Here is a 22,640-nt window from a genome sequence, read left to right as displayed (position 1 = left end):
GACGACGGTGCGTTCGGCGAGGGCAGCGAAGGTCAGTGAGGGGCTGACGGCGTGGGAGGTGGGGACAGCGGGGCCGTCGGTGACGAACATTCCGCTGTGCCGCGCAGCTCATGATCGTCGGTGAGCGCGCTGGTGGCGCGGGCGTCGCCGATCCGGGCCGAGCTGATGGGCCGTGACGGAGCCGGCGGCGTCCTCGCGCCACGGGCGGACCCCGCCTGGCAGCCGTTGGAGTGCCTGCCGTCGGCGTGGCTGAGCCGAGGCCGGGACTGCAGAATGACGGGCGCGTCGGTCTCCGGCACCTGGGCGGTCCGGCGTTGGAAGCGTCACCCGACGTCCACGCCTGGGTCTGGAGTGCCTCGTAGGCTCCGAGGAGAGCCGGGGCCGTGGGCAGCGGGGGTTCGGTCAGCCGGTTTCCCGGTAGTTCATGAACCAGTGAGTGTCGAAATAGCGGGCCATCGTGAATGGGTGGTGCGGTTCGATGAGGATGCGGCAGACGAACTCCGCGGCCTGACAGTCAAAGGAGGCGTCCTTGCTGTCAAAGGACCGGACCACGACGGGCCAACGGTCGGGCTCGTCGCCGTCGGCCCTCCAGCAGTACAGGTCCTCGTGCTCAGTGCCCGCCCAGATGAGCAGACCATCCCTTCTGAGATCCGTCCACGGCTCCTGGTTCAGGTCCAGATATCCGTCGAAGGCGCCCGCGTGGTCCTCGCGTTGGTCCTCACCTTGACCTGGACTGCCAAACCGGCGGGCAGATGGATCTCCGCCTTGTTGTCCTTGGTGCACGCATACGCCTTGTCGCTCACGTCGAGTTCCTTTGCCTCGGCCGGGCCCCAAGGGTGTTGAACAAGGCTGGGTGAGGGCTGACCTGCACGTTCGCCGAGAACCGGTAGTTGCGACTGGAGGCCGCCACCCTCCGGTCCCGCAGCGGAATCAGCGTGCCGACCACGATCCACAACCGGTCTGCGGCATCCGTCGGACGGCTGACTGGCTCGATGGTGAGCAAAGGGCCTAGCCGCTGGACAACCCGGCACACCGTGGAGGAGGAGTCACCGAACAGCGGGCCGAGCTGCCGCATGGTCAGGTTCGTGCGGTAGTACACCGCGACCAGAAGCACCCTCTCGGCCAGCGGCAGCGACCACGGCCGGCCCCGCAACGTGCCGTTACCACCCCGCTCCCGCACCACCATCAACAGACCCGAGAACTGCGTCACCCGCAGCCCCGTGAACGTCTCCACCCACAACCGCTCAGCCCTCAACACCCCACCCATACAAGGAAGATGTTCAGCTCAGAGGGTTGTGCAACACCCTTTAGCCCAGGTCGAAGGTGTTGGGCAGCCCCAGCCGATAGCGCACCTCGTCGACCCGCTTCAGGGGCTCCATCTCCGGCGGCCGGAACAACTCCCAGATGTGACACCGTTCGGCGTCCGAATTGTCCGCGTCCAAGAGTGCGTTGACGGCGCGTCGCGCGGATTCATTGGCGCCCTCCATGGTCGCCAGGTCCACGTCCGTACGGACGTAGTCGCCCGCGAGGAAGAAGTTCGGCACCGCTGTCCTCGCCGACGGGCGGTGGTAGAGGGTGCCGGTGGGGTGGATGAGGAGCTGTTCGCGGTTCTGCGGTTCGGGGCCGCCGAGGCCCGTCACCGCCGGGTCCATGAACCAGCCGAGCCGGTCCTCGTCCCTGAGTGTCGTCTTGCCTGAGTCGTTCAGCCCGTCCTTCAGCTGAGCCCACAGTTCGGCGACGATCTCGTCCTTGGTGCACTCACGGGCCGTCTTGCCGTAGAGGATGCCGGGCTTGTCCCACTCGGAGATGATCGTGGACAGGCACTCGTGGGCCTGCCCGTCTCCGTAGTCGCGCGAAAAGTCCCGTCCGTCCCAGAACTGCGTCTGGCCGATTCCGGTGACCGCCCACGGCGAGTCGAGGCAGTTGATGTGGCCGTGCACGACGGGGGTGGGGTTGCGCAGGTAGAACATCACGCCGGTCATCCAGTCCGTCTTCAGCGCGTCGCACCGCCCGAGCTGAGGGTCGGCGGCGCGCAGGGCCGGGCCCCAGGTCACGCGCGCGTGCTCGACCGGGAGGGCGGAGACGTAGTGGTCGGCGGTGATGGTGCGCTGCCGGCTGCCGTCGCGCGCCGCCACCCGTACGCCGGTCACCCGGCCGCCGCCGTACACCACCTCCCGTACCTCGGTGCCGACCACGAATTCGACGCCCAGGGAGCGCAGCTGCGTCTCCCAGGGGTCGATCCACGCCTCGCTGGTCGGGGCGTTCAGCACCCGGTCGACGTCCGCGTCGCCGTCCATGCCGCGACCGAGCAGGCCCCACAGGATGAGGGCCTCGATGATGACGCGGCCGACGGTGCGGGTGGAGGCGATCTCGGCGCGAGTGGCGACGAGGTTGCGGGTCTGGCCGATGCCGAGGAGCACCTGGTACTCGCGGCTCATCTCGCCGGCACGGATGAAGTCCCACCATGCGACCTTCTCCCACTGGTCCTCGCGGCGGGCGTCGCAACTGGTGAGGTGAACCAGGAGGCGGTCGGCGAAGTAGGCGGCCTCGTTGGCGGGCAGGTGAGTGCCGAGGTCCAGCACCGACAGGATCTGGTCGCGGATCCAGGACGGGGTGAGGTCGCCGGGGGCGGGCGGGGTGGTGACCCGGCGGAGTGGGAAGTGCAGGTCCGGGCGGCCCGGTCCGCGCGCGAACAACTCCTCTGTGCCACTGCGGAGGTTGCCGTGAACGCCGTTCGCGTTGCCGGGGAAGGGGATGCGGCGCATGGTGTCCGGCAGATTCCGGTAGAAGCCGGGGAAGAAGCGGAAGCCGTGCTCGCCGGGAAGCGGCTCGCGGCCGCCTGTTCCGGTCCCGGGGACGTCCATCGAGCGGGCCTTGCCACCGAGGGCGTCGTAGTACTCGTAGACCGTCACCTCGTAGCCGCGTTCTGCGAGTTCGTGAGCGGCGCTGAGGCCGGAGACTCCGCCGCCGAGGACGGCGACCCGCTTGCCGGAGGAGGCCGCGGCCGCGCTGCCGGCAGCCCCTAAGGCGCCGACAGCTCCCCCGCCGACGACTCCGGCAACCGCTCCCCCGGTCACCGTCAGGAAGCGTCTGCGACTGTGTCCGTTGTGCCCCTGAGACTGCTGCGCGTGTTCTGTTGTCATGGGCACCGGAGGGTAGGGAGGGGCTCCGGGAGCCGGAAGCCCTATTTCCTGTCACCCACAACATCCTCACAAACACAAGGCTGTACCTGTTCGAATTCCGATCCGAATCCGACGTGCGATGCACGCCTGACGCCGCCCGGCCGACATCGCGACCATCGTCACCCAATTAGTCTCGACCGGTCCGTCACTCCCATTCATCACAACTGCCGCCGAACACCATGAGCAAGGACACGGCGATGAGACGAACTCACCAGGGCACTGCGTTGACACGTCCAGCATCGAAGCTGGTCACTGCTGCTTCAGGAGTCATCGGAAACGGGAACCTACACCACCTGTAGGCTCGCATATCGCGTGTGGTTTTCTCATCTACGGTGGCCTTTGTCTGGCCCAAAGGACAGCGCGGTGAGACGTACTCCTTTCTGATCGTTCACTCGTCGTAGTGCTGTTTCCAGTCTCGATCTATACAACGGTCTTCTCCAGCTTGATCGTGGGGACGTCGCAACTGGTCGAGACTGGGAGCTCTGCTCCCGCCCTCGCTGGTCGGGGGGGGACAATGTCGCGCGTGATTGGCGAAGTCTTGGTGAGTCTCCGTCGTACGGCAAGGAAGATCGAAGAGGGTCTGAAATGGTCTACGGGTGCCGACATTCTCGATGCCGCGGCGTACTCTCCGTTGGCGGCACGGATAGAAGCACCACGCGGGCACGCATTGGTATTCCACCATGCGTGCCCACGTCGGCTACGAGCCGCAGCTTGAGCTGACGCGTCTGTTCTACGCCAACTTCGACAAGGACGTAACGGCGATCTTGGGCATCCCGTCCGGCCTCTCCCGGGCCGGCGTGGAAAGGGGCCACGGGCAGGGCCCGGCATTGGCTCGCCCGCGACCACAGTGCGCTTTGGATCTGGACCTGCCTGCCGGGCATGTGCGGCAGTCTTGTCGCCGCAGCCCGGGCCGCGCTCGCGTTCAGCGGCGTGCCCGATCCCGGCGACCAGTGCCGGGGGCTCGGCGCCGACACCGACTTCGTACGGGTCGCCATCCGCGTCTCCCCCCCCCCGTCGAGTGTGGCGACGACCTGCACGTTCATGCCGTGGTTCTTGTGTTTCTGGGAGTGGTACGGCTCGTCCGCTGCGACCCGGTCGGTGGGGATCAGAGTGCCGTCCAGGATCACGAAGTCGTCCTCGCCGCGGCCGGTCAGGGCCTCGCACAGGCCGGGCGCCCAGGCGGCGAGGACGTCGACCGTCTCGTCCACATAGCGCCAGGCCGTTGCACGGCCTGCTCTTCCTCGCGCTCGCCGACCACAGGGACCGATTGCTGTGGCTGTCCGCGGCCCGCCCAGGACACTCCTCGGAGATCACCACCGGCCGCCCCAACAAGCTCGTCGAGCAGCTGCGGAACCTTGAGCTGGACGCGATCGGTGACCTCGGCTTTGTCGGCCTGGACGACGATGCGGACGACCCCGTGGTCATCACCGGCTACAAGGCCACCCGCACCAAGCCCCTCACCTCGGCGAAGAAGCAGGTCAACCAGTTGATTGCGTCCGTCCGCGCGGTCTGCGAGCACGCCTTCGCCCACCTCAAGAACTGGCGCATCCTCACCAGGCTCCGCATGGACGTACGTCACGCAACCAGGCACCTGCGGGCCCTGCTCGTCCTGACGAACCCGAAGTCTCGCGCAGACAGGCGATCTTGGCCTACGGCTCCGCGTACGGCTTGGGTGCCTCCGTCAGGACGTTTCCAATACGTTCTCCAGTGCGCTGATGACGTAGGAACGCCAGCCTCCGCCCATGATCCGGTGCGCCATCCGCTGGGCTGGGTCGTCCGGGTCGAACCCTGTGTGCACAAGGAAGAGACGTGTGCCGTGGCCTTCTGGCTCCAGGGTCCAGGTGATGGTCCAGTCGGCGGCGTTCCCCTGACTCTCGACGGCGTCCTGCCAGCGGACACTCAGCATCCGCTCGTTGTCGTAGGCGAGGACCTCGGCCTGGATGGTGCCGGAGAAGTTGGTGTTGGGGCGGGGCACGGCGGTCATCGTGTAGCGGTGGCCGACCTCCAGGCGGAAATCGCCGGGCATCATCCACTGGGCGATCAGCTCGGGCTCGGTCAGGGCCCGCCAGACCTTCGCGGGCGGGTGGGCCAGGAAGTGATCGACCCTGATCGTGGTGAGGTCGCCCTCATCCGGTCCGTCGGGCGCCTGGGACATCGTCATGCCTCATCGTCCGGCATTCGGTCGAGTAGATCGCCGAGGCCCTTCAGCTTCTCGCGCCAGAACCGCTCGTACGGATCGAGCCAGTCCTGTACCTCGACGAGCGGGGCGGCCTCCAAGCGGTAGATGCGCTGTCTGCCCTGGCGTTCCTCGGAGACGAGGCCGGCCTCTCGGAGCACCTTCAGATGCTCCGAGAGGCTGGGGCGGCGCATGGCGAAGTGGTCCGCGAGCGCCTGGACCGGCTGGGGGCCCTGGTCGCGCAGCAAGCGCAGCACCTCGCGCCGCGTCGCGTTCGCGAGGGCGGCGAAGAGCTGGTCCTGGACTTCGCCCTGATCCTGGGCGCTCTGGGTGACCACTCGGTCAGAAGCCTTCCTTCTCCGTGAGCAGCATCAGGCCGTTGCCGTCGGGGTCCCGGAAGCCGGCCATACGTCCCCAGGGGAGGTCGGTCGGGCCGTCCACGGTGACTCCGGCTTCGGTGAGCCTGACGCAGTCCGTGTCCACGTCTGTCGTAACGAACATGATCCCCCGCGCGGTTCCGGGCGTGAAGTCGCCCATGCCGGGGCCCGAGAGGGTGAGCACGGTCTGGGCGCCCTTCGGGGCGACCTGGAGCCAGCGGCCGGGGGGCATCTGAAGGTCCGCGGTGACCTCGAAGCCGAGTACGTCCGTGTAGAAGCGGAGGGCCTCGTCCTGGTTGGAGACGGGGACGGTGACGAAGGAGGCGTGGGTGATGTTCATGCCGCCCACAATAGGTAGGAGATCTCCTACGCGTCAAACGTAGGGGATCTCCTACCAGTGGAATGCATGGATTCACGATCAACGACGAGGCAGACGATCTTGAACTCCGACAACCGCCCGCGACCAGCACGAGCACACGGCCAATGCCTTACGCCAGCCCCATGACCAGCAAGTTCACCGCGAGATGTCGAGGGCTTCGGCGGATGGGGAGTTCGGCTCGGGGGTGTAGAGGATCAGGGTCTCCTTCGACGGCCAGGACCACGAAGTCGAGCGTGAGGTCGCCGACGACCGGATGGTGGAGGCGTTTGATGCCGGTGGTGTGGGCCTGGACGTGATGGTCGGCCCACAGTCGGCGGAAGATCTCGCTGTGCAGGGACAACTCCCCGATCAGTTCGGTGAGTTGCGGGTTTCCGGGTGACTTATCCGCATTGCTTCACTCTGCGACGCCATGTAACTCCCTTTGCACAAGGAGCGAGATGCGTCCTGGTCTCACGAAGCGTCGCGTGACTCCCTCGCCGCGGTCACGGCCCCCGGCGTCGCCCTGGCCGTGCTCACGGCGTCGAACGCCGACGCCACAGCATCGCAGTCCGCCCGCACCGCCGTCCCCACCTCGGCGGGCATACCGAATGTCACGGCCAAGCCGGTACCGCTGGCCGCCCGGAACCCGAAGCTGCCCGACGTGGTGGTGGTCGACGCCGGCGGCACGATCACCTCGACGGCGCAGTGCTCTGACCGGGAAGGTTCGCCGGGGCGGTCGTCCGGGCGGTTGGACGCACAGTGACGTTCGCTCCGGCTGGTGGGGGTTGTGGTGGCTGAGCTGGTCCGTGTGCGCAGGTTGACCGACCAGGAGGGGCAGAAGCTGCAGCAGATCGTGCGCCAGGGCAGCACGAGTTCGGTGCGTTACCGGCACGCGATGATGCTGCTGGCTTCGGCCGGAGGCAACCGGGTGTGATCGCGCAGTTGGTACAGGCCGATGAGGACACCGTCCGGGATGTGATCCATCGGTTCAACGAGATCGACCTGGCCTGTCTCGGCCCTCAGTGGGCGGGAGGCCGTCCCTGCCTGCTCAGCCCTGGCGCCAACGCCCGCCACCCACACGTCCTCGCAGCTCAACGCCGTGAACGTGCCCGGATCCGCAGCGAGAAGGGCATCCGCTGGGGCGGCAGGCCCTTCCGAGTCGCAGCCTGACCCACCCCGGCGAAACCCATGCGTCGCAGCACTAGCTTCGGCTGCGCGTCATCGACATCAGCAGCCTGTGGGTCTCGTCGTCGGCGGCGACCACGAGCCCACGACCGGCCTCACCAATCGGGGCACCGTCGATCCCGGTGACAACACAGCCAGCAGCCCGGCACAAAGCGATGCCGGCCGCGAAGTGCACGCTCCTGGACAGGTCGCCGCCATCGGTGACGTACGCGGCGCGCTTGCCGGCGGCGACCCAGGCCAACGCCAGCGTCGTAGACACGACACGAAGCCGGAAACGTTCGACGAATTCAGGGTGGGCCAGCAGATCCACGGCCCGGAATCCGGGCGCACTCGGGAACGGCGGATCCAGGTTGACGTCCACCAACCGGGTAGCAGGCGAGGGCGTCAGTAGTGCGTCGTCGGCCCCGGCATGCCGCACCCAGGCGCTCTCCCCATCGGTGAAGAAAACCTCGCCGCTGAACGGGTCGGCCACCGCCGCCGCACCATCGTGCAGCGCCACATTGACGGCCACCAGCATGTTGCCCACGGCGTAGTTCAGCGTGCCGCACAGGGGATCCACCAACCACTGGCGCACAGCGTCGACGGGGCCCTGCTGGCCGCCTTCCTCGCCGAGCACCGCGTCATCGGGCCGTGCGGCACGGATAACGCCGAGGATCGTCTTCTCGGCCTCCACATCGGCGGCGGTGGCAAAATCCCCGGCCCCCTTGTCGATGCGGTTGAGCCGCTGGCCGTACATATTGCGGACCACATCCGCGCCAGCCCGCGCTCCGGCTATCGCGACTGCAGCATCGTCGGAACTCGCGTATGAGTTGATCACGCCGTGCAGACTATCGAGGCGAACCCACCGCCCCGGCGAGCCTTCCCGGTCAGAGCATTAGCCGGTCAGACGTTCTTGGTGAAGAACTCGGTGAGCTTCTCGGCGGCCTTCGGGACGTACTCCGGCTTCCAGTACAGGTCGACGTGCGAGGCACCGTCGATGACGTGGAGCTCCTTGGGCTCCTTCGCCTGCTCGATGGCGTCCTGACTCATGTAGAGCGTGTCGGCCTCGGAGCCGGCGATCAGCAGCAGCGGGCGCAGGGAGATCAGCTCGATCCCGTCGAACGGGAAGAACGCCATCTGCTGGCTGAGGCTGGAGAGGGCGAACGTCCCCATGAACCGGGGGTTGGGGTCGATCTCGGTGTAGCACTTGTAGCCCTCCAGGTACATCGCGGGGATGGTCGACAGGTCGTTCATGTCGAACTTCGGGTCGTCGTTGATCAGGGAGAACATCTCGACCTCACCGCCGGCCGCCTCGCGCGTACGGGCCTCGCCCGACCGCGTGAGCAGGCCGTCGCGGTACTCCGCCGACTGCGCCCCAAGGGACCGACGCCATCGCGACGCGCGGCGCCGACGTCGAAGGTGCTCACGCCCGCGACGGCCTTGAACCGCAGCTCGGTCTGGGACACGTTGACGGTGTAGCCGCCGCCCGCGCAGATGCCGAGGGCGCCGATGCGCTCTGCGTCCACGTCGGGGTGGATGCTCGGGAAGTCCACCGCGCAGCGGACGTCCTCGGTACGCGCGGAGGGAAAGTCCGAGAAGCGCGGCTCGCCGCCGCTCTCGCCCTGGTAGGAGGCGTCGAAGACGAGGGTGATGAAGCCCTGGACGGCGAGCAGCTTGGCGTAGGTGGTGGGGACCTGCTCCTTGACGGCGCCGAAGGGATGGGTGACCACGATCGCGGGGTATTTCGTGCCCTGCTCGAAGCCTTCCGGCTTGAACAGGTTGCCGACCACCGTGTTGCCCTTGCTCTGGAAAGTCACTCGTTCCATGTTCAGGTCCCACCCGTACCGGGTCTTCTCGGTCGCGCGTGGCGCGGCCTGCGGGTCGAGGGGCTCCATCCTCGTCCCGCCGGTCTCCAAGTGGCAGGCCCTACGGTGGCGTGGAGTGCCGAACCGTGGTGTGACAGGGCACCTCATGCGTCTACGGCGCAGATCAGAGGCGGGGTGGCCCAGCCCCGTCGAGGAAGGGTGCCGACGGCCCGGCGCCCGGCGCCGCACCTTTCGAGGCGCGCTCCTGCCCGAGCAGGTCGAGGAGGACGATCGCGTCGTGGTCGGGCGTGCCCGGTTCGGCGAAGAACATGAGCACGCGGTGACCGGGCGTGCCTTCCAGCTGCATGGACTGGTGGGCGAGGATGAGGTGCCGACGGCTACCGGGAATCCGCGGAGTCCTGGGCGAGCCTGCTGCGGGATGCCGCCCGGCGGGACATGCGCGCTCCCGTCCTCGCCGTCGGCGACGGCGCCCTCGGCTTCTGGAATGCGCTTCACGAGGTCTTCCCCGAAACCCGTCACCAAAGGTGTTGGGTTCACAAATCGGCCAACGTCCTCGACAGCCTGCCCCAAGTCGGCCCAGCTCGTAGCGAAGAAGGCCATCCAGGACATCTACAACGCCGAGGACAAGGAGCACGCGGCCAGGGCGGTCAAGGCGTTCGAGAAGCAGTACAAGGCGAAGTTCCCCAAGGCCGTCAGGAGGATCACGGATGATGAGGCCGAGTTGCTGGCCTTCTACGACCTCCCCGCCGAGCACTGGATCCATCTGCGGACCACGAACCCGATCGAGTCGACCTTCGCGACCGTGCGCCTACGAACGAAGGTCACCAAGGGTGCCGGCTCCCGCGCAGCAGGCCTGGCCATGGTGTTCAAGCTCGTCGAGTCCGCCCAGGCCCGACGGCGGGCCGTCAACGCACCCCACCTCGTCTCCCTGGTGAGCGCCGGATCCCACTTCGAACGCGGCGAGCTCCTCGGACGCCCTGAGACCCTCGCGGCATAAGGTCAGACCACCATGACCGACTACGACACCTACGGCACCAGCACACACACCACGAGTGAACTGGTCCGCCTCGTCACCGGCCACCTCGATGTGGTCTTCACCGAGCGCGAAAGTGACTACCGCGGCGTCTACCACCTAGCCCAGGGCACTTACGGACGCCTCGAGATCCAGCCGAACGCCATTCCCGGCGATGACGGCCAGGACGACCTCTACACCCCAGAACACCGGGCGGTCCGGGTCTTCTTGCTCACCCACACCCCGACCCCAGAGCCCACCCTGCACACCCGCCTGGGCACCATCCAAGGTCTCGTGCACCTGGAGCGCGAATCATGGTGAGCCGCTGGCGACCCACAACTCGGGCTCTTCACTGGTCGGCCGATCCGCACCGACGGCAAGCTCACCGAGCAGAATCTCTGGCGGGAGGCGGGCGTCAGCCGGGCCACGATGAACCGGGCCACCGCAGTGCCCGTCGATTGGGATAACCACGTCAGCCAGAGCTCGGCAAGCAAACCCGAGCAGGCCCAGGCCGCGAAGATCGCCCGTCTCCGCCGCCAGTTGCGAGACAACCGACACGAACTACAACGACTCCAGGACGAAGTCGACGCCGCCGCCACGGTGATCGGGGCCCTGCTCGCGGAGAACACGGCCCTCCGCGAGCAGATCACCCAGCGCTCAGCCGCCGTCCTCCCGCTCGACCGAGCACACGCCATACGCGAGTGAAGGTGGCTCGGAACCAGCCTGGGGCCGGCGGGCTGACATGGCGAGTTGCCGTGATCAATCCTCGTAGCGCCGACGCGCCAGATGGACGGTGATGTCGGCGGCCATCTCGACTCTGTCCGGCAGTACCGGCATGATCCGGCTGAATACCTGCTCCCGCTCCGCGGTCGGCAAGACGAGATAAGCCGAGATGGTGGAGAGATGACCAACGTAGTCGTGAGCGCTCATCGTCACGCGGCGTTCGAGCACGGACTGCTGAACGCCGGTGAACCACTCGGACCGTTGCAACTCCGTACCTGGCCACTGCATCTCATGACCCGGAGGCGTCCCGTCAGGCGACGGAATCTCGTCACTCTCCAAGAATGGTGCTCGCGCCGCGCGGACAGCTTCCTCTACAGCCGGGTCAGCCAGTCGAATTGGCCCGCCGCATGAGGCGAATACGCCACCCGGTTCCAGCAGCGCGGCCATGCGCGACCACCGACCCTCCGGGTTCGTCCAATGCAGCGCTGCTGCCGCATAGACCAGCCCGTACCGTTCGCCTGGTCGCAACTCCTCGAACGCAGCTTGCACCGTCCTGACGTTCGTCGGCACGTGCTTGCGCAGCTCGGCGAGCATGGACCCGTCAGGATCGGTAGCGGTCACCATGACCCCCGGCTGGGCGAACAGGCGGGTTGCCTTGCCTGTCCCAGCGCCGATCTCGAGGGCGGTCCGAACCGGATGGCCCGCGTATGCCATCACCATGTCGAACAGCTCCACGGGATACCCCGGCCGGAACCGTTCGTATGCTTCCGCCACCACTCCGAAACTCAGCGCGCGACCAGACATGCCCAGCATCCTCGCATGAGTCGCGTCTCCGGTGCTTGATCCACTCTGGGGCCCAGACACGAGCTGATGTCTCAGTAGCCGTTGTCGTACCGAGAGGTTCGCTTGGTGGTCGAACGAGGGTTCCCGGTCGGGTGGTCTTCCGGTGGCACGGGCATGAAGGCAGACACCTCACGTTGCTATGCCGTCAAGTTCTCGGGATGAGCCCTCCGTTCACGGCGCGGTCGTAGAGCCGCCGGTGTCACTCGTTGGCGTGGGGTCCGGGGTCGGTGGTCAGGACGGGGTTTGGGCCGGTCTCGATAAGGTGCAGCAGGGTCCCGGCGACGCCGTAGCAGTCGTCCGGGCCGAAGCAGGAGACCAGCGCTCGGGCTTCCTCGCCCGTGACCGGCTTCGGAATCGCTTCGAGTTGCTCGACGCGCCTGTCGATCTCCTCTTCGCTCGCGTCCCAGTCGGGGAGCGGGCCGTCGGCGACGAACGCCTGTACTTCGGTTCTCATAGGTGAATGATCAGCTTCCATCGCCAGCGTGAGCAAGGTGTCTTCGCTGTTCAGGCTGCCGCCGCCTCTGCCTGCGACGGTGCTGGGAACGCAGAGTGCTCGTCGAAGAGTTCGCGGTGTTGTAGGCAGTGGTAGAGCTGGCCGATCATGCGGTTGAAGAGGTTGCGTTGGGCGGCGGCGTGCCAGTCGCCGTGCTCGCGTCGTCGCCGGTAGTGGGCGTTGGCTCCGGCGGATGCCCGGAGTGAGGCGAAGGCCCAGAGGTAGCCGGCGTGATTGAGCCGGTCGTTCTTCACCCACCGCCGTGTGATGGACGACTTCTTGCCGGAGGCCCTGGTGATGGGTGAGGAGCCGGCGTATGCCTTCAGGCCGCGGGCGTCGGCGAAGCGGCTGTGGTCGTCCCCGATCTCAGCCAGGATCCGGGCGGCGAGCTGGATGCCGAGGCCGGGGAAGCTCAGCAGGATCTCAGCGTCCGGGTGCTGAGGGAATGCCTCTTCCACCGCCTCGGCGAGCTGGTCGGCGGCGGTGCAGGCGGCTTCCAGCTGGATAAGGAGGGCGAGCATCTGCTTGCCGAGCGCGTTCTCGACCAGCGGCGGCTGGTGGGCCCACTCGGCGCGGAAGACGTCACGGACGCGGTCGGCCTCCGCCTCGATGCCGCGCTTGCGGTCGGCTCGTTTAAGGGCGGCCTGGAGCTGGGTGCGGGTCAGCCGCGCGGCCCGGGAGGGGGTCGGTGCGGCCTTGAGGAGTTCGCGGGCTTCGGGGCGGCACAGGCCGTTGGTCCAGGTGGCGAAGGCTTCCAGGGCGGCGGGGTAGTACTCGCGCAGCAGGGAGCGGAGCTGGTTGGCGATCTGTTGCCGGTTCCACAGCGCGTCCTGCTGGGCGCGGGCTAGAACGGCGATGGCGCGGCCGAGGTCGGAGTCGCCCGGCAGCGGCCGGTGGGCGTGCATGTCGGTGCGCAGGATGTTCGCGAGCACGAGTGCGTCGCCGGTCTTGGACTTCTTGCGGGAGACGGAGTGCCGGTCGCGGTAGCGGGCGGCGGCCAGCGGGTTGATCGCGAACACCTTGCGTTTGCCGGTTCGTAGCACGGCAACCAGCAGGCCGCGGGAGGTCTCGATCGCCACGGGGATCGGGTTCTCCTCGGTGTCGCCGTGCTCGGCGAGCAGTTCCAGCAGCAGTTTGTAGCCGGCCGCGTCGTCGGTGATGTGCCGCTTGGCCACCAGCGCCCCGGCATCGTTCACCAGGGCGACGTCGTGGGTTCGTTCCGCCCAGTCGATTCCGCAGTAGATCAAGGTTGTCCCTCCCTGATGTTCAGGTGTTTGCGCTGGTCACGAGCGCATGCGGGCCACGCGAGCGACCTAATCCCAGGCATCAACCGTCTTGCGGATGTGCCTCCACCTCACTAGCCGTTCGTGGCACCAGCGCGCCCCACGGGCCTCGGTCTGCGCGGGAGCTCGGACGGCTCGGGCGTATCAAGAGGTCACCGTGCGGCGGGCTCGCACCACCAACACCAACGAGTCATCAAGTGGCCGGTGTTGACGCTCGACGACTCTGGACGGCGCCGCTCTGGCTGGAGGCATCAAGGCCCAGACCTGCACAGGTGTCCGTCCAGTGCCGACGAGCACCAACAGCCGTCGACAGGGGTGGCGGCCACGCTGCACCGCATGTCGCCGCTCTGCCTTGAGGCATCACACGCCAGGGCCTCTTGGGGCATCCGTACGGCGGCCACGTGACCGCCACCACCATGAGCACCAGGACCGTGCACGCTGTCCAAAGCGAGGCGTTGCCCGCCCGGCAGCCACGAGGTGTCACGGTCCGGCACTCGAACATCCCGGGAACCAACCGCTTCCTCGGACCCCGGAGCCGACCGCCGCGGTCATCGACTCGCAGTCGGTGAAAGCAGCCGCGTCGGTGCCGGTCGCCTCACGCGGCTTCGACGGTGGTAAGAAGATCAACGGGCGCAAGCGGCACGTCATCGTGGACTGTCTAGGCCTGCTGCTGATGGTGCTGGTTACGGCAGCCGACGTGACCGACCGGGATGCCGCCTGCGGCATGCTGGAACGGCTCCGCGTCCGCTACCGGAAGATCCGCCTGGTGTGGGCCGACGGCGGCTACACCGGCCGCCTGGTCGACTGGGCGAAGGAGACACTCCGGCTCACCCTTCAGATCGTCAAACGCACCGATGACATGAGCGGGTTCGTGGTGCTTCCACGCAGGTGGGTGGTGGAGACGACGCTCAGCTGGCTGATGCGCTCGCGGCGCCTTGCCCGGGACTACGATACCCGGCCCGAAAGCAGCGAAGCCGCCGTCCTGACGTCGATGACCATGCTCATGGGACGCCACCTCGCCCGCCACCGGAGCCGAAACGTCACCCGGCAGCCCGCCTCGGCGTGAACACCCCGGGACGCTCCTCGGCCAGCCAGCCCCGCTCCACCAGCCCCTTCACCTTCGACCGCACCCCCTCGACCTTCGCCGGCACCGACTCCGGCGGGTGGTCGGCTTCCCGCTCCGACCCGGACAGGGCCTCGGCCAGCTCCAAGCGGGCGATGGCCCGCCGCTCCAGCACCGCCTCCGCCTTCGCCAGCTCGGCCAGCACCCGCTCCGCCTCCTCGCGGAGCTCCGGGCTGCCCGTCGGCAAGAAGCACATGGCCGAGATCCGGCGGAAGGTCGGCATCGTCTTCCAGGACCCCGACGACCAGCTGTTCATGCCGACCGTCCGCGAGGACGTGGCCTTCGGCCCGGCCGCGGCGGGCGTCCGGGGCGCCGAGATGGAGGCAGTGGTCCTGCGCGCTCTGGAGAAGGTCAGGATGGCGGACTTCGCCGACCGACCCGCGCACCACCTCTCCTTCGGGCAGCGCCGCCGGGTCGCCGTCGCCACGGTCCTCGCCATGGAGCCGGAGATCCTCGTCCTCGACCAGCCGTCCTCCAACCTGGACCCGGCCTCGCGCCGCGAGCTCGTCGACATCCTGCGCTCCCTGGACGTCACCGTCCTGATGGTCACCCACGACCAGCCGTACGCCCTGGAGCTCTGCCCGCGCTCGGTCATCCTCAGCGAGGGCGTCATCGCCGCCGGCGGGCCGACGGGCGAGATCGTCGCCGACGAGGAGCTCATGGCCCGGCATCGCCTGGAGCTGCCGTTCGGCTTCGTGCCGAGCTCCGCCGCCTGACTTTGGTCCGACCGGCTGGATGTACCGGTGGTTCGTGCCCGGGTGCTCCGTGCGGCGGCGGAGTCGAGGTTATGAAGGGAATCGAACGGAATCGGATGGAAGTTCGCCATCCGGCCATTCCCGAACATCAACCTCAGGAGTCGCATGATGCGCCCCATCAGAGCGGCCTGCCTCGGCACGGCCACGCTGGTCACCCTCCTCGCCTGCACCCCCGTCGCGGCCGCCGCGACGGACACCGGTTCCGCCCAGGCCAGGGGTAAAGCCCGGATCATCACAGTCCTGGCCGAGGTGCAGCAGCTGACCCGCTTCCCCGTCACCCCCGGCAGCGTCTCGCAGGGCGATCAAGTCGTCGTCCGCTCGGACCTCTTCGACGAGGCGCACAACAAGGTCGGCGAGACCCACGGCACCTGCACCACCACCCGGGGCGGCGCCGATGAAGCGGAGCAGTGCGTCGTGACCTACACCCTCCCGGGCGGCCAGCTCACCGTGCAGGGGATGTACTTCAACTACGTCGACCAGGGCCCCTTCGACAACGCGATCACCGGCGGCACCGGGGAGTACGACAAGGCTCGCGGCTCGGTCCACTCCGACACGATCGCCACGGACCCCAAGGTCGTGAGGCGCTTCACGATCCACCTCGCCTGACGGACCCCGACGTCCACCTGACCCCGGAATCCGGCCTTCTCCCCTCGCGTTGCACCATTGGAGACGGTCGTACGAAAGGAAGTGTGGGTCAGGGGGACGTCCAGGGCGGCTCACCCTTCAGATCGTCAAACGCACCGATGACATGAGCGGGTTCGTGGTGCTTCCACGCAGGTGGGTGGTGGAGAGGACGCTCAGCTGGCTGATGCGCTCGCGGCGCCTTGCCCGGGACTACGAGACCCGGCCCGAAAGCAGCGAAGCCGCCGTCCTGACGTCGATGACCATGCTCATGGGACGCCACCTCGCCCGCCACCGGAGCCGAAACGTCACCCGGCAGCCCGCCTCGGCGTGAACACCCCGGGACGCTCCTCGGCCAGCCAGCCCCGCTCCACCAGCCCCTTCACCTTCGACCGCACCCCCTCGACCTTCGCCGGCACCGACTCCGGCGGGTGGTCGGCTTCCCGCTCCGACCCGGACAGGGCCTCGGCCAGCTCCAAGCGGGCGATGGCCCGCCGCTCCAGCACCGCCTCCGCCTTCGCCAGCTCGGCCAGCACCCGCTCCGCCTCCTCGCGGAGCTCTTCGACCCGAACTTGCGCGGCCGTCTCGCGCGCTTCCAACAAGCCCATGACCGAAGCCATCGACAACCTCCGTGTCATGACCGACAGACGTGACGGCCCGACTCTTCCTCGATGCCACGGAGTTCACGCCTGACCAGCGGAAACCCACCGATCAAGTCCGGAAAGACAACGGCTACTCATGTGACACGTCAAAGTCTGGAGAACGATGGTCACCGAACCGTGCTGTGGCGGACCGAGGACGGTGTCCGGCTGCAGTCGAGAACCGGCCGCGACGTCACCGCGTTCTGGATGGACCTGGCCATGGCCGCGATACGTTCTCTGGGGGTTCTCTGACCGTGGTGTGACATGGCACGCCGGACCGCCGCCGCACGCAGTGGCGGAGCTGTCAGGGGCCGAGGACCTCGTTGAGGCTGCCGGTGAGTGTGGTGTGTGTGAACATACCGACCGTTGGCGCTCCTTCCGGCTGGTATCCCCTGTTTACCTGCTCGGTGGCGCTTTGCCATGCCAGAACAAGCCGAGGGGGACCGCGTTGATGAAGAAGATTGCCGCCGTGGGTGCGGCCGTTGCGCTGGGTTGGGCAGTGGGTACCGCGCCGGCGAACGCGGCGCCGGTCTACTACCACGTACAGAACGTGGCCACGGACGATTGCCTGGACTTCCGGGCCGACTACGGGCCCTACGCGACAGGGTGCAACGGAGGCCTGTACCAGACCTGGCTGATGAACGACACCATCGGCCGGCTCTCCGAAATGCGGCAAAACGTGGGCGAGAGGCTGTGCTTGGTCGCCCGCAACGGTCAGGCGACGATGAAGCCGTGTTCGTCCAGCGACCCGGCAGCACTGTGGGATGCGTACTTCACCACCGCGGGCTTCGAGCTGATCAACAACGTGACCAAGACCTGCCTTGGCGAGGGGTCGGGAGCCGTCCGTCACGTCACGCTCGTCAAGTGCACCGGCGGCAATTCCCAGCAGTGGACGCTCCACCGCTGACCGTTGGATGCCTCGTGAGTGTTGAAGACGGTGAGAACCGTCGTAGGCGCTCCCGAGGAATCCGGGAAGCCCCAGGTGAGATCGCGGGCATCCGGACGGCGATCTTCTGCAAGGGACGATCGGCGCTCTCACGATGCCCTGGGCGTCAGCACCGGCGTGCGGTCTTGTTCAGCTCGGCCAACAGTTCTCGGTTCGCTGCTCGCGCGGCGTCGAGGTCTTCGTCCTGGTCCACGAGCTTCCGTTGCAGGTCAACGATCTCCTGCTCCAGCAGCGCGGTCCGTTCCTGAAGGGCGTGAACGTCGGTCGGGCCGCCCAGGCCAATTCGTGCCAGATCTGTTCGCCCTAGGCTTCTGAAAGCTTGCGTTCGAGCAGCACGTTGTGCCTGGCGAGCCGCGTGTTGCGATGGCTGCCTGCGCCGGAGTACTTGAGGTAGGCGAGACGCTGGCCGGGCATCGATCTCCTGCCAAGTGCGCAGCGCACGCTCCTCCTTCTCCACGGCGTCCGCGTACGCGTCCGTGCCGGCTGACGCAGGCGGGCTCTCTGCGCAGCGATGGACTGCCTCTTGGGCAGTGCGGGCGGACGTCCCGGGCGGGGCCGTGCGCGGCGACGGGCAGCGGCTGTTCCGCCTGCCACAGTTCGATTGCCTCCATCACCGCCGAGATCTTCGCGAGCAGGTCGGTGGCGCTCTTGCCCTGGGACGTACTCAGGGCGCGGGAGGCGGGCCGGATCGCCGTCCACACCGGCAACCCGATCACATCGAGGCCGGTCGACTCGGCGACCCGGGTGATCCCGTACTCCCCCAGCCGCCCCGCCGGCAGTTCCCAGGTCGGCTCCGGATTCCGGGCGCTCATCGTCCCCGGCAGCTCTACCAAGCCGTCACGACCAGCATCGGTCACCTCCTCCTTCGTCGTAGTCGCTCATCTCGCTTCGGCGAGGAAACCGGGCACCAGCCGCTTGACCACCTCGGTGGCTCGGCGTTCCCTACCCTGTATTGATGCTGCCGTACGAAGAAATGACCTTGCCCGAGCGGGAGTTGTGGGACTCCTTCCCCGAAGGTCGCCAGGTGGAGCTGCGCGTGGGTACGCCGGACGAAGACAATCCGGCCAGAGGGGCGGACTGGGGGCCCGAGCGCACGCTTCGGGCAGCCGTCGTGACAGCTTTGGCGCGGGGAGCAAACGCAGCACCGCCGGGGGCGGTCACCGCTTTGCGGGTGGCTGGTGCGCGGATCACAGGTCGTCTCGATCTCGCTGGAGCAGAGATCGGGCACATGCTGCGGTTTGAAGGCTGCTGGTTCGAGGAGGCGCCGAGCTTCTACGGAGCCACTACCCGGACGATTGGCATCATCGGCAGTCGGGCGCCCGGCATAGACGCCACGCTGGCCCAGATAGGGGGCACCCTCGATCTGCAACGATCGGTTCTCAACGGCAGCCTTTCGCTCCTGAAAGCCCGGATCGCAGGCGAGCTGCAACTGAACGAGGCGATGTTGAACGGCCTCGGACGGTGGGCCTTGTTCGCCGGCGGCCTGGTCATGGAAGGCGGGGTCTTCTGCCGCAGAGGATTCACCGCGCACGGCGGGATACGACTGGTGGGAGCCCACCTGCCCGGCGGCCTGTTCATGGAAGGAGCCCGACTGAGCAACTCCGATGGCCCGGCGCTCGTCGCGGACAACGCCGTGGCCCAGACTCTTGTCTTCTCCGAAGGGTTCACCGCACAGGGGGCCGTATGTCTGCGCGGGGCCCAGATATCGGATCAGCTCACCTTTGATGGCGCCATCCTGAACGGTGAGGACATGGCCATGGACTGCTCGCGGATGCAAGCCGGCGAAGTGCACTTCACGCCCGCCGCACGACCTTCCGGCGCGGTGGACCTCCGAGGAGCACACGTTTCAGTCCTTCACGACGGCGAGGGCATCTGGCCGGACGTCGTGCATCTCCAAGGGTTCAGCTACGCCTCCATCCAGTCCAAGGACGGTCTACGAGGCTACGACGTAACACGCCGCATCGAGTGGATCCGACGCGAGCCCGGCTACGCCCCACAGCCCTACGAACAGTTGGCGAGCTGGTACCGGCAGGTCGGCCACGAGGACGACGCTCGCAAGGTGCTTCTGGCCAAGCAGCGCCACCGCCGCGGAACCCTGCATCCGGCCGGGCAGGTGTGGGGGCACATACTCGATGCCCTGGTCGGCTACGGTTACCGCCCCTGGCTGGCCGGAGTGTGGATCATGGCTCTGACCGTCCTCGGCACAGTTGTCTTCGGTAGCCAGTCGCCGCAACAGACCCAGCCCGGCCAAGGCCCGCCGTTCAACGCCCTCGTCTATACCCTCGACCTGCTGATCCCCATCGGCGGCCTCGGCCAGCGCACCGCCTGGTACTGGACGGAAGGAAGCATCGCGCAATGGCTGTCCTACGCTCTGATCGCGGCGGGTTGGCTGCTGACGACGGCAGTCGTCGCGGGTGTGACTCGGTCACTGAACAAGAGTTGACAGCCCCCACCGACGCGACCCGTCCTCGTCTCGATGACGAGCAGAATATCTGCGTCTCCTCTATACCTGCGTCTCCAGCGCGCTCACCTTGTCGGACTGGCGGATGGCTGGGAAGAGGGCGGCCGGAGAGAGGGACCGCAGGTCATGCAGATGCTCGGTGCGCGGCTCCTGACCTGGGCGTAGTCGTGACGGACGCGCGGTCATACCCCCGCAGTGGCCAATCGCTGCTCCGGTTGGCCAGCGTGACGCTCCGTGGCAACGGTGTGCCGCGACGGGCCAGCACCCTGTCGGCAGGATGTCGGCCGCCCGACGGGGCTGTCGGTGATCCGTAGGCGATCTGTCGGGGGCCGCTGAAACCGTGGGCGTTGAGCTGCCCTGCAGGGCCAGCCGCAGCCGTGTTCAACAGCAAGGGAGCCCACTGCCATGTCACCCACGTCCTCCACCCCGCCCTGGGATGTCCAACGGCTGCCGCGTGCCGATGCCAGCGTCTTCCTGGTCACCGGTGGCAACGCCGGCATCGGGTACTTCATCGCGGAGCAGTTGTCCGCAACCGGAGCCACTGTCGTACTGGGCAGCCGGAATCCCGCCAAGGCCGAAGTCGCCACGGCCTCGATCCGCTCGCGTGTCCCTGGCGCTCGGGTGCGGACCGTACGACTGGACCTCGCCGACCTCTCGTCGCTCAAAACAGCGGTGCAATCACTGGATGTGGACCACCTCGACGCCGTGGTCCACAACGCCGGCATCGCGCTCGACGACCCACCGCGCCAGGAGACCGGAGACGGTCACGAGGTCATGTTCGGCACGAACCACCTCGGACACTTCGCGCTGACCCACTGGCTGATGCCCCTGCTGTCGGCCGCACCGGCGGCCCGCATCGTGACCATGGGCAGCTTCGCGGCGAAGTCCGAGCGGCTCGACCTCGACGACCTGCAGTCCCGCAAGGACTACCAGCCCAAGCGCACCTACGGACGCTCCAAGCTGGCGCAGATGTACTTCGGCCTCGAACTCGACCGCCGCCTGCGCGCCGTCGACAGCACGGTCGCCAGCGTAGTGGTCCATCCCGGCGGCGCGCTGGACTCCCTGACCCCGTCACGGCCGCCAGTCCATGTACGGACCGCTGGTGCGCGGCTCTGCGGGGCACCAGCCGCTCTCCTCGTCCAGGGCAAGCACGCCGGCGCATGGCCCGCGGTCCGAGCGGTGCTCGACCCGGCCGTGCGCGGAGGGCAACTGTGGGGACCGCGCGTCTTCAGCCTGCGCGGCAAGCCCCGGCGTGAACCGGTGTGGAACCACCTCACCGATACCTCCGTAGCGGCGCGGCTGTGGGACACCAGCCGTGACCTGACCGGCGTCGACCTCGGCACCATCCCCGGATAGCACTGGGCGCGCGCTGGCCCACAAGCGTCCTAAGAGGTCGTTCTCTTTCCGAATCTTGTGTGCGGATTCCGCTGGTCAGACATGGGATTGCAGCTGTCGCGGAAGCCTCGGCCAACTCCATGAGGAGGACCTCGGCGGAGCGTGGCCGGCATGGGCCTGCACGGCCTGCGGGGCCATGCCCGCCTCCCGCATCCGGGTCAGGCAGGTATGCCGTCGCTGATGGCACGTCAGTCGTGCCAGTCCGGCCCGCTTCCGGAGCCGTCGAGGATCTCGTCCAGACCGTCGGCGGACAGCGGCCGACCACGGGTTGGCCCGCTGAGCACCACGAAACGGTACCGTCCACACACACTACGAGCGCACCGACGCGGGTCTTGCCGCCATCGGCGGGGACCTGGTGGTCCACGAGCGGGCCGGCGGACGTACCGTCACCAAGGCCTCGTCCGCGCGGGTCACCGTACCCACCACGGAGCCCGCGGTCAGTGCCGCGCGGGCGAAGGAGTCCGCCCTCTCGACGGCCAGGAAGGAACGCACCGAGGGCCCCGGCCACGACCACGGCTCCCCAACTCGCCGTCTTCATGGACGGCGCCACGCCCCCACCCTCGCCTGGCAGTCCTACGTCACCGGCACCCAGGGCCTCCTTTCCGAAGGCGCAGCGGGAAGAAGACCGTCAACGGCGTCGCCTACGACAGCCCCACCTACGACGGCCTGCTGGTCGCCGGCATCGGCCTGACCAACGCCATCGACACCCGCACCGGCGTCGTCACCGGCACGCCGAGGAAGGCCGGCACCTTCAGGACGGCCATCACCGCAGGAACACCGCCCAGCACCACGCGACGCACACCGTGCGCTTCGACCGACCCGTGCTCGCCTCCGGCGGACGCCACTTCGTCAAACCGGCCCGCTGCGACATTCCCCACTGGCAGACGAACGAGTCGCCGCTGATCGTGACCGGCCGCAGGGGCCACCCACCCAAGGACCTCAAGGTGAAGCATCGACCTCGTCCATCCGTGGGTCGAGACGGACAGGTGGTCACCCTGGTCGCCGAGGACGGCACGGAGATCCCGGTGAAGCCGTGGTACTGGGACACCACGAAGGCCGGATCCACACCACGTACAGCGTCGACGCCTCCGACGGCCCCGCCGACAGCGCCCCCGGCATCTATTCCGCCGACCCCGGCTACCACGACCGCTGGAGCCTGGACTTCTGACTCGGGTACGACCCGCGGGCCGCTGGGTCGATTGACACGGCCCCGCCCCCCGGGCGTTAATTACGTGGTGGGTGGGGGGGCGGAGGGTACGCT

The 22,640-nt window shown here is 67.8% G+C and carries 29 protein-coding genes and 6 pseudogenes; 15 read left to right on the top strand and 20 right to left on the bottom strand.

Annotated features, from left to right (window positions below; genetic code table 11):
- Nucleotides 1-402: 402 nt before the first annotated feature.
- From ACWGJB_RS39680 to ACWGJB_RS39665, 4 genes and pseudogenes are all read right to left on the bottom strand, one after another.
- Nucleotides 403-783 (bottom strand): hypothetical protein, encoded by a 381-nt coding sequence (locus tag ACWGJB_RS39680; RefSeq protein ID WP_453384891.1) that lies wholly within the window; start codon nucleotides 781-783, stop codon nucleotides 403-405.
- A gap of 79 nt (nucleotides 784-862) precedes the next feature.
- A pseudogene (locus ACWGJB_RS39675) lies at nucleotides 863-1,267 on the bottom strand (helix-turn-helix domain-containing protein); the annotation flags it as partial.
- Nucleotides 1,268-1,307: 40 nt separating this feature from the next.
- Complete coding sequence (locus ACWGJB_RS39670) at nucleotides 1,308-3,143, bottom strand: hydroxysqualene dehydroxylase (RefSeq protein WP_453384890.1); 1,836 nt, start codon at nucleotides 3,141-3,143, stop codon at nucleotides 1,308-1,310.
- A gap of 1,049 nt (nucleotides 3,144-4,192) precedes the next feature.
- Nucleotides 4,193-4,411 (bottom strand): annotated as a pseudogene (locus tag ACWGJB_RS39665) (IS5/IS1182 family transposase); the annotation flags it as partial.
- Here ACWGJB_RS39665 and ACWGJB_RS39660 point away from each other — a divergent pair.
- Nucleotides 4,405-4,740, top strand: a pseudogene (locus ACWGJB_RS39660) (transposase family protein); the annotation flags it as partial. The pseudogenes ACWGJB_RS39665 and ACWGJB_RS39660 overlap by 7 nt on opposite strands.
- Before the next feature lie 123 nt (nucleotides 4,741-4,863).
- On the opposite strand, the gene ACWGJB_RS39655 reads toward ACWGJB_RS39660, so the two are convergent.
- The 4 genes from ACWGJB_RS39655 to ACWGJB_RS39640 all read right to left on the bottom strand — a co-directional run bounded on the left by ACWGJB_RS39655 (nucleotide 4,864) and on the right by ACWGJB_RS39640 (nucleotide 6,454).
- Nucleotides 4,864-5,337: an SRPBCC family protein gene (locus ACWGJB_RS39655; protein ID WP_453384992.1), complete on the bottom strand. Its 474-nt coding sequence runs from the start codon at nucleotides 5,335-5,337 to the stop codon at nucleotides 4,864-4,866.
- Nucleotides 5,338-5,339: 2 nt separating this feature from the next.
- Nucleotides 5,340-5,696 carry an ArsR/SmtB family transcription factor gene (locus tag ACWGJB_RS39650; RefSeq protein ID WP_453384889.1) on the bottom strand — a complete coding sequence of 119 codons (357 nt, stop codon included), beginning with the start codon at nucleotides 5,694-5,696 and terminating at the stop codon, nucleotides 5,340-5,342.
- Between the two features lie 4 nt (nucleotides 5,697-5,700).
- A complete protein-coding gene (locus tag ACWGJB_RS39645; RefSeq protein ID WP_453384888.1) occupies nucleotides 5,701-6,075 on the bottom strand; it encodes a VOC family protein in 375 nt (124 codons plus the stop codon).
- A 148-nt stretch (nucleotides 6,076-6,223) separates the two neighbouring features.
- Nucleotides 6,224-6,454 (bottom strand): MmyB family transcriptional regulator, encoded by a 231-nt coding sequence (locus tag ACWGJB_RS39640; RefSeq protein ID WP_453384887.1) that lies wholly within the window; start codon nucleotides 6,452-6,454, stop codon nucleotides 6,224-6,226.
- 81 nt (nucleotides 6,455-6,535) lie between these two features.
- On the opposite strand from ACWGJB_RS39640, the gene ACWGJB_RS39635 reads away from it, so the two are divergent.
- On the top strand, nucleotides 6,536-6,856 hold the full coding sequence (locus ACWGJB_RS39635) for a hypothetical protein (protein ID WP_453384886.1): 321 nt from the start codon (nucleotides 6,536-6,538) through the stop codon (nucleotides 6,854-6,856).
- 27 nt (nucleotides 6,857-6,883) lie between these two features.
- A pseudogene (locus ACWGJB_RS39630) lies at nucleotides 6,884-7,149 on the top strand (helix-turn-helix domain-containing protein); the annotation flags it as partial.
- A 145-nt stretch (nucleotides 7,150-7,294) separates the two neighbouring features.
- Here ACWGJB_RS39630 and ACWGJB_RS39625 read toward each other — a convergent pair.
- From ACWGJB_RS39625 to ACWGJB_RS39610, 4 genes are all read right to left on the bottom strand, one after another.
- A complete protein-coding gene (locus tag ACWGJB_RS39625; RefSeq protein WP_453384885.1) occupies nucleotides 7,295-8,095 on the bottom strand; it encodes an inositol monophosphatase family protein in 801 nt (266 codons plus the stop codon).
- A 65-nt stretch (nucleotides 8,096-8,160) separates the two neighbouring features.
- Nucleotides 8,161-8,547: an alpha/beta hydrolase gene (locus ACWGJB_RS39620; protein WP_453384884.1), complete on the bottom strand. Its 387-nt coding sequence runs from the start codon at nucleotides 8,545-8,547 to the stop codon at nucleotides 8,161-8,163.
- Nucleotides 8,535-9,083: an alpha/beta hydrolase gene (locus ACWGJB_RS39615; RefSeq protein WP_453384883.1), complete on the bottom strand. Its 549-nt coding sequence runs from the start codon at nucleotides 9,081-9,083 to the stop codon at nucleotides 8,535-8,537. Before ACWGJB_RS39615 ends, ACWGJB_RS39620 begins: the two co-directional genes overlap by 13 nt.
- Before the next feature lie 163 nt (nucleotides 9,084-9,246).
- Entirely contained in the window at nucleotides 9,247-9,429 is a 183-nt protein-coding gene (locus ACWGJB_RS39610) for a hypothetical protein (RefSeq protein ID WP_453384882.1), read from the bottom strand.
- 23 nt (nucleotides 9,430-9,452) lie between these two features.
- Here ACWGJB_RS39610 and ACWGJB_RS39605 point away from each other — a divergent pair.
- The 3 genes and pseudogenes from ACWGJB_RS39605 to ACWGJB_RS39595 form a co-directional block, all read left to right on the top strand.
- Nucleotides 9,453-10,080 (top strand): annotated as a pseudogene (locus ACWGJB_RS39605) (IS256 family transposase); the annotation flags it as partial.
- A 12-nt stretch (nucleotides 10,081-10,092) separates the two neighbouring features.
- A complete protein-coding gene (locus tag ACWGJB_RS39600) occupies nucleotides 10,093-10,416 on the top strand; it encodes a hypothetical protein (RefSeq protein ID WP_453384881.1) in 324 nt (107 codons plus the stop codon).
- A 108-nt stretch (nucleotides 10,417-10,524) separates the two neighbouring features.
- Entirely contained in the window at nucleotides 10,525-10,800 is a 276-nt protein-coding gene (locus tag ACWGJB_RS39595) for a hypothetical protein (RefSeq protein WP_453384880.1), read from the top strand.
- Between the two features lie 54 nt (nucleotides 10,801-10,854).
- Here the strand turns inward: ACWGJB_RS39595 and ACWGJB_RS39590 are convergent, their stop codons facing one another.
- The 3 genes from ACWGJB_RS39590 to ACWGJB_RS39580 form a co-directional block, all read right to left on the bottom strand.
- Entirely contained in the window at nucleotides 10,855-11,622 is a 768-nt protein-coding gene (locus tag ACWGJB_RS39590) for a class I SAM-dependent methyltransferase (protein WP_453384879.1), read from the bottom strand.
- Nucleotides 11,623-11,860: 238 nt separating this feature from the next.
- A complete protein-coding gene (locus tag ACWGJB_RS39585) occupies nucleotides 11,861-12,115 on the bottom strand; it encodes a hypothetical protein (RefSeq protein ID WP_453384878.1) in 255 nt (84 codons plus the stop codon).
- Nucleotides 12,116-12,165: 50 nt separating this feature from the next.
- Nucleotides 12,166-13,401 carry an IS110 family transposase gene (locus ACWGJB_RS39580; protein WP_453384877.1) on the bottom strand — a complete coding sequence of 412 codons (1,236 nt, stop codon included), beginning with the start codon at nucleotides 13,399-13,401 and terminating at the stop codon, nucleotides 12,166-12,168.
- 601 nt (nucleotides 13,402-14,002) lie between these two features.
- On the opposite strand from ACWGJB_RS39580, the gene ACWGJB_RS39575 reads away from it, so the two are divergent.
- Nucleotides 14,003-14,503: a transposase gene (locus ACWGJB_RS39575; protein ID WP_453384876.1), complete on the top strand. Its 501-nt coding sequence runs from the start codon at nucleotides 14,003-14,005 to the stop codon at nucleotides 14,501-14,503.
- Here the strand turns inward: ACWGJB_RS39575 and ACWGJB_RS39570 are convergent.
- Nucleotides 14,478-14,747, bottom strand: a complete 270-nt coding sequence (locus ACWGJB_RS39570; protein ID WP_453384999.1) for a hypothetical protein — start codon at nucleotides 14,745-14,747, stop codon at nucleotides 14,478-14,480. The genes ACWGJB_RS39575 and ACWGJB_RS39570 overlap by 26 nt on opposite strands.
- Between ACWGJB_RS39570 and ACWGJB_RS39565 the strand changes: the two are divergent.
- From ACWGJB_RS39565 to ACWGJB_RS39555, 3 genes and pseudogenes are all read left to right on the top strand, one after another.
- Nucleotides 14,728-15,276 (top strand): annotated as a pseudogene (locus ACWGJB_RS39565) (energy-coupling factor ABC transporter ATP-binding protein); the annotation flags it as partial. The gene ACWGJB_RS39570 and the pseudogene ACWGJB_RS39565 overlap by 20 nt on opposite strands.
- A 144-nt stretch (nucleotides 15,277-15,420) precedes the next feature.
- Nucleotides 15,421-15,921 (top strand): allene oxide cyclase barrel-like domain-containing protein, encoded by a 501-nt coding sequence (locus tag ACWGJB_RS39560; RefSeq protein WP_453384875.1) that lies wholly within the window; start codon nucleotides 15,421-15,423, stop codon nucleotides 15,919-15,921.
- Between the two features lie 142 nt (nucleotides 15,922-16,063).
- The gene (locus tag ACWGJB_RS39555) at nucleotides 16,064-16,270 is read left to right on the top strand and encodes a hypothetical protein (RefSeq protein WP_453384874.1); all 207 of its coding nucleotides are present in this window, start codon (nucleotides 16,064-16,066) and stop codon (nucleotides 16,268-16,270) included.
- On the opposite strand, the gene ACWGJB_RS39550 is transcribed toward ACWGJB_RS39555, so the two are convergent.
- A complete protein-coding gene (locus tag ACWGJB_RS39550) occupies nucleotides 16,245-16,556 on the bottom strand; it encodes a hypothetical protein (protein WP_453384873.1) in 312 nt (103 codons plus the stop codon). The genes ACWGJB_RS39555 and ACWGJB_RS39550 overlap by 26 nt on opposite strands.
- Nucleotides 16,557-16,676: 120 nt before the next feature.
- On the opposite strand from ACWGJB_RS39550, the gene ACWGJB_RS39545 reads away from it, so the two are divergent.
- On the top strand, nucleotides 16,677-16,829 hold the full coding sequence (locus tag ACWGJB_RS39545) for a hypothetical protein (RefSeq protein ID WP_453384872.1): 153 nt from the start codon (nucleotides 16,677-16,679) through the stop codon (nucleotides 16,827-16,829).
- A gap of 199 nt (nucleotides 16,830-17,028) precedes the next feature.
- Nucleotides 17,029-17,484 carry an RICIN domain-containing protein gene (locus ACWGJB_RS39540; RefSeq protein ID WP_453384871.1) on the top strand — a complete coding sequence of 152 codons (456 nt, stop codon included), beginning with the start codon at nucleotides 17,029-17,031 and terminating at the stop codon, nucleotides 17,482-17,484.
- Nucleotides 17,485-17,629: 145 nt separating this feature from the next.
- Here ACWGJB_RS39540 and ACWGJB_RS39535 read toward each other — a convergent pair whose 3' ends face one another.
- Nucleotides 17,630-17,980 carry a hypothetical protein gene (locus tag ACWGJB_RS39535; RefSeq protein ID WP_453384870.1) on the bottom strand — a complete coding sequence of 117 codons (351 nt, stop codon included), beginning with the start codon at nucleotides 17,978-17,980 and terminating at the stop codon, nucleotides 17,630-17,632.
- Between the two features lie 498 nt (nucleotides 17,981-18,478).
- Between ACWGJB_RS39535 and ACWGJB_RS39530 the strand changes: the two genes are divergently transcribed.
- Both ACWGJB_RS39530 and ACWGJB_RS39525 read left to right on the top strand, forming a co-directional pair.
- Entirely contained in the window at nucleotides 18,479-19,966 is a 1,488-nt protein-coding gene (locus tag ACWGJB_RS39530) for an oxidoreductase (protein WP_453384869.1), read from the top strand.
- Between the two features lie 423 nt (nucleotides 19,967-20,389).
- Nucleotides 20,390-21,340 (top strand): SDR family NAD(P)-dependent oxidoreductase, encoded by a 951-nt coding sequence (locus ACWGJB_RS39525; protein ID WP_453384868.1) that lies wholly within the window; start codon nucleotides 20,390-20,392, stop codon nucleotides 21,338-21,340.
- Nucleotides 21,341-21,415: 75 nt separating this feature from the next.
- Here ACWGJB_RS39525 and ACWGJB_RS39520 read toward each other — a convergent pair whose 3' ends face one another.
- Nucleotides 21,416-21,571, bottom strand: a complete 156-nt coding sequence (locus ACWGJB_RS39520; RefSeq protein WP_453384991.1) for a hypothetical protein — start codon at nucleotides 21,569-21,571, stop codon at nucleotides 21,416-21,418.
- A 464-nt stretch (nucleotides 21,572-22,035) separates the two neighbouring features.
- Nucleotides 22,036-22,224: a hypothetical protein gene (locus ACWGJB_RS39515; RefSeq protein ID WP_453384867.1), complete on the bottom strand. Its 189-nt coding sequence runs from the start codon at nucleotides 22,222-22,224 to the stop codon at nucleotides 22,036-22,038.
- Nucleotides 22,225-22,412: 188 nt separating this feature from the next.
- Between ACWGJB_RS39515 and ACWGJB_RS39510 the strand changes: the two genes are divergently transcribed.
- Nucleotides 22,413-22,547: a hypothetical protein gene (locus ACWGJB_RS39510; protein ID WP_453384866.1), complete on the top strand. Its 135-nt coding sequence runs from the start codon at nucleotides 22,413-22,415 to the stop codon at nucleotides 22,545-22,547.
- Nucleotides 22,548-22,640: the final 93 nt, after the last annotated feature.

This window comes from Streptomyces sp. NPDC054813, from assembly GCF_053611365.1.
This window is presented reverse-complemented; position numbering and strand designations above follow the sequence as displayed.

Bases quoted from the DNA above. Each gene is read 5' to 3' on its own strand.
- ACWGJB_RS39670 (WP_453384890.1), bottom strand. From the start codon at position 3,143: ATGACAACAGAACACGCGCAGCAGTCTCAGGGGCACAACGGACACAGT.
- ACWGJB_RS39655 (WP_453384992.1), bottom strand. From the start codon at position 5,337: ATGTCCCAGGCGCCCGACGGACCGGATGAGGGCGACCTCACCACGATC.
- ACWGJB_RS39645 (WP_453384888.1), bottom strand. From the start codon at position 6,075: ATGAACATCACCCACGCCTCCTTCGTCACCGTCCCCGTCTCCAACCAG.
- ACWGJB_RS39620 (WP_453384884.1), bottom strand. From the start codon at position 8,547: ATGTTCTCCCTGATCAACGACGACCCGAAGTTCGACATGAACGACCTG.
- ACWGJB_RS39615 (WP_453384883.1), bottom strand. From the start codon at position 9,083: ATGGAACGAGTGACTTTCCAGAGCAAGGGCAACACGGTGGTCGGCAAC.
- ACWGJB_RS39610 (WP_453384882.1), bottom strand. From the start codon at position 9,429: ATGCAGCTGGAAGGCACGCCCGGTCACCGCGTGCTCATGTTCTTCGCC.
- ACWGJB_RS39600 (WP_453384881.1), top strand. From the start codon at position 10,093: ATGACCGACTACGACACCTACGGCACCAGCACACACACCACGAGTGAA.
- ACWGJB_RS39595 (WP_453384880.1), top strand. From the start codon at position 10,525: ATGAACCGGGCCACCGCAGTGCCCGTCGATTGGGATAACCACGTCAGC.
- ACWGJB_RS39590 (WP_453384879.1), bottom strand. From the start codon at position 11,622: ATGTCTGGTCGCGCGCTGAGTTTCGGAGTGGTGGCGGAAGCATACGAA.
- ACWGJB_RS39585 (WP_453384878.1), bottom strand. From the start codon at position 12,115: ATGAGAACCGAAGTACAGGCGTTCGTCGCCGACGGCCCGCTCCCCGAC.
- ACWGJB_RS39560 (WP_453384875.1), top strand. From the start codon at position 15,421: ATGATGCGCCCCATCAGAGCGGCCTGCCTCGGCACGGCCACGCTGGTC.
- ACWGJB_RS39555 (WP_453384874.1), top strand. From the start codon at position 16,064: ATGAGCGGGTTCGTGGTGCTTCCACGCAGGTGGGTGGTGGAGAGGACG.
- ACWGJB_RS39550 (WP_453384873.1), bottom strand. From the start codon at position 16,556: ATGGCTTCGGTCATGGGCTTGTTGGAAGCGCGCGAGACGGCCGCGCAA.
- ACWGJB_RS39540 (WP_453384871.1), top strand. From the start codon at position 17,029: ATGAAGAAGATTGCCGCCGTGGGTGCGGCCGTTGCGCTGGGTTGGGCA.
- ACWGJB_RS39530 (WP_453384869.1), top strand. From the start codon at position 18,479: ATGCTGCCGTACGAAGAAATGACCTTGCCCGAGCGGGAGTTGTGGGAC.
- ACWGJB_RS39525 (WP_453384868.1), top strand. From the start codon at position 20,390: ATGTCACCCACGTCCTCCACCCCGCCCTGGGATGTCCAACGGCTGCCG.